The 3,748-nt window shown below is 47.4% G+C and carries 3 protein-coding genes; 2 read left to right on the top strand and 1 reads right to left on the bottom strand.

All coding sequences use genetic code 11. The features are described from left to right. Window positions 1–133 precede the first annotated feature (133 nt). Complete coding sequence (locus QUB14_RS28235) at window positions 134–1,480, bottom strand: sugar ABC transporter substrate-binding protein (RefSeq protein WP_333221519.1); 1,347 nt, start codon at window positions 1,478–1,480, stop codon at window positions 134–136. Between the two features lie 157 nt (window positions 1,481–1,637). Here QUB14_RS28235 and QUB14_RS28230 point away from each other — a divergent pair, with 157 nt between their 5' ends. After that, on the top strand, window positions 1,638–2,441 hold the full coding sequence (locus QUB14_RS28230; protein WP_333221521.1) for an SDR family NAD(P)-dependent oxidoreductase: 804 nt from the start codon (window positions 1,638–1,640) through the stop codon (window positions 2,439–2,441). A gap of 760 nt (window positions 2,442–3,201) precedes the next feature. After that, the gene (locus QUB14_RS28225) at window positions 3,202–3,420 is read left to right on the top strand and encodes a hypothetical protein (RefSeq protein ID WP_333297446.1); all 219 of its coding nucleotides are present in this window, start codon (window positions 3,202–3,204) and stop codon (window positions 3,418–3,420) included. The last annotated feature ends 328 nt before the right edge of the window (window positions 3,421–3,748 follow it).

Genomic DNA, 3,748 nt, shown 5'->3' with positions numbered 1-3,748 from the left:
GGAAATTAGTTTCCACCCATTCCCCCCCAGATGTCAAGCCTGATTTTGTTAAGAAAGATGTGAGTAAGGCATAGCTTTTTTAGGGGGGCTGGGGGGGAGCGAAAGGTTTGAAAACACGCCCTAGCCCCTCTTTTTACTCGATGTAACCCGTGTGTTTCATAAACCGTTCAGTTGAATTCTGCGATTGTTGCAACGCCCGATCGACTGAAAGGCGATTCGTCAGCGCTGCTGCCATCGTTTGCCCAACCGAAGAACCGATCGCCTGAAATTCTGGAATATCCACATATTGAATGCCCTTGTAAGGGGTTGGATTTGCTGCTGGGCGGCTAATATCGGCAGATTGGATCGACCTGAGTACGATCGAAGCAAACGGTGCAGCTTTTTGATAGTTGCGATTGTTATAGGTGGAAGTCCGCGTACCTGGTGGTACACCAACCCAGCCATTTTGGTCAGCCACCAATTGGATGTATTCCTTTGAGGTTGCCCAGGCAACGAACCTTTGAGCAGCTTCGGGGGATTTTGAGGTTTTTGGAACCGCTAGTGCCCAGGCCCAGAGCCAATTCGAGCCGTTGGGATATCTTTCAATTGGCGCACGGGCAAAGCCAACTTTGTCATAAACTTGGGATTCTTTTGGATTGGATAACAGTCCTGCTGCAACGGTTGCATCTACCCACATCCCGCACTTACCCGTCGAGAATAGCGCTAGATTCTCATTAAATCCATTGGAACTGGCACCCGGTGGGCCATATTTGTTGAGCAAATCGACATAGAAGGCGATCGCTTCTTTCCAGGCTGGAGTATTTATAGTGGGTTGCCACTTCATGTCAAACCACTGTCCGCCAAAGGTGTTGACCAATGTGGACACAAATCCCATGTTTTCGCCCCAACCGGGTTTTCCACGCAGACAAACACCGTAGACTCCATTGGCTGGATCGTGAACCTTACTCGCCCATTCTCTGAGCTGGGGATAGGTTGGCTGTTCGGGAACCGTAATCCCTGCTTTTTTAAACAAGTCTTTTCGGTAATACAGCATGGAACTTTCCCCATAGAACGGCACAGCATAAAGTTTGCCGTTGTTGGAAAGCCCTTCTCTGATGGGTTTTATCAGGTCATTTACGTCGTAGCTGGCGGGTAGATCTAATGGTTTTAACCAATCTCGTCTCGCCCAAATCGGCGTTTCATAAGACCCGATTGTCAGGACATCAAATTGCCCGCCCTGGCTAGCAACGTCTGTGGTTGTGCGTTGGCGCAACACGTTTTCTTCTAGGACAACCCACCTCAGTTGAATGTCTGGGTTGGCTTGTTCAAACTTGCTTGAAAGGCCTTGCATGACGACCATATCGCCATTATTAACAGTAGCGATCGTCACTCTGGTTTTCCCTGCTGCTTGGGAACCTGTCCCACAACCATGCAGCAGTTGCACAAGCACGACTCCAACGAGGAATGCAACCAGCAATTTAGCGAAGCGGGGGATACGCATCGCATAACTCCTTTGATATTAAAAAAATCCGATGACTAAATTGTTGAGTTTATGCCTAATATTGAGCGATTTCTCAATAATTGAATTATATTAGGTAACCTTAAATACTGAACGCTTAAAGAGTATTTGCAACATATATTCACAAGGGGTTAAAGATATGACAGCTAGAGCAAGCTATGACTTTGCTGGTAAAACGATTCTGATTACGGGCGGTGCTGGTGATATTGGTCGGGCTACTGCACAGCGTTTTGCTGCAGATGGTGCAGGTGTAGTAATCCTAGACTTAAACGAAGCGAAGATGGCAGAGGTTGCTCACGAATTGGAAGCCTATAAAATTCCAGTTGCTACCTTTCGCTGCAATGTCACCGATCCTGATGACGTTGCTCAAGCCTTTTCTGGTGCTGTAGAGCAATTTGGGCGGATCGATTATGTTTTCAACAATGCAGGTTATCAAGGAGTGTTTGCCAAAACCGACGAGTATCCCGAGGAGGATTTTCAAAAGGTCATTGACATCAATGTTGTCGGAGTTTTTCACGTCCTCAAAGCGGCGGCACAACACCTACGCTTTGAGGGTGGAGGAGCGATCGTCAATATGGCAAGCCATGCAGGAGTGGCTGGTCCTCCAAATATGCTCGCCTACTCAGCCTCGAAGTTTGCCGTAATTGGGATAACTCAGACAGCAGCGAAAGACTTGGCTGCCTACCACATTCGGGTGAATGCCGTCTCGCCTGCGCTGATTGGTCCGGGCGTGATGTGGACGCGGCAGACTGAATTGCAGGCGGGTGTAGGGTCACAGTATTTTGATGCCGATCCTAAAGTGGTAGAGCAGCAAATGATTAATTCAGTACCGATGCGGCGTTTGGGGAGTCTTGAAGAAGTTGCTAACGGTGTGGCATTTCTCATGAGCGAGGAGGCTAGCTACATTACGGGGTTTAACTTGGATCTGACTGGCGGACTATAGGGAAAAGGGTAAGTTGTTGTGCATCTAAGTTACATATTGAACTAATCGATTTAAGGGAAAAGGAACAGGGTGAAAGGTAAAAGGGAAAACCTTTCCCCCTTCGCCTTTAACCTTTTTCCCATGAGTGCATATTGCTTTCTTAAATGTGTGCCAGCTTATTACTCAGTTAGCAATGTTGTCAGCCTCCAGGATTGGTGCTGCAATGTTTTGCGGCCTTGGAGTTTTTTAAGACCACTTTCATTAACGTAGAATCTAATAATGTATAGAAAGCGAGTTGAGCAAAAAATGCCTCTTTGAGCAGATACTCAATTATAGAGATCTACTCCTTAGGGGGATGCATACCTTCCTATAGGTAGAACGTCAGGAACCTCAGCCTAAAGGCATGAGGCTTGAAGGAGAAATCTAACAAGCCGTTCTGACGGGCCTAAGTCTTAACTGGCTACGTTTTTTGAGTCACGACACCGGGAGAATGCGAAGCTAGTTCCCTGCTCTGTCGCTGGTAGTTAAACAGTCTTAAGGTCACTGAGACAGTGCTACGGGCCCGCGCAAGCTCATTAAACCTTGGCGAAGCTAACTTTACCCCGCAAGGGAGGCTCGAAAGAGCAAAACACTATGCGTACAGGGCTGGGAAGTTTGAGGCGGTAATTGTCCCGTTGAAAGTGCAACACAAAAGCACACTCCCGCCAACCAGTCCCAAGGCGGTAGTAAATCAAAAATGTAAAGCCGTCCTAAAAGGACGGGGTTTCTACCCATTTTTCTGATGAAAGAAGCCTTCTTAGAGCGGCGCGATGCCAGCAAAGCTGGCTTGCCCCTTCGGACTCGTAAGTTAGACCAGGCAGCTCGTGCTGCTTGGCTCTACTACATTGCTGGGAACACACAGGAAGAGATTGCGGCAAAGCTGGACGTGTCCCGGCAGGCTGCACATCTGTACAGGTGGGTTGAAAGATTGAGCCGCTTGCCGTGCGCTTGGCACATCTGAGGCTTCAATGGCCATCCGGACTAGGGTAGCTTCTTGTAAGTTAGTTATGATTAAAATTGCAACGGTGGGTTGAAAGCGAGTCCTGTTGTGTCCTCAAAACATTAATAATATTAATTTGTCAAAGAGGACAATAATATGTCAACGCGGACAGGTAATTTGTTAACTTGACATCAATCTGTTATCAGTGACAAATAATTTGTTACTGTACAACAGTAGAAAAAACAAAACCCGCTTTGTGGGCAGGCTTTAACTAGGGCTTGCTGAATAATCGAGTGCATATTGCGTCGCGAAAGGTTTCGAGCGCGCGAGCGAGAATAAAGTGCAAGAT

Origin of the sequence: Microcoleus sp. B3-D2, assembly GCF_036705345.1 — a bacterium.
Classification (GTDB): Bacteria; Cyanobacteriota; Cyanobacteriia; order Cyanobacteriales; family Microcoleaceae; genus Microcoleus.
The sequence above is the reverse complement of the archived record's forward strand: the minus strand, read 5'-3'. Positions and strand labels throughout refer to the sequence as shown.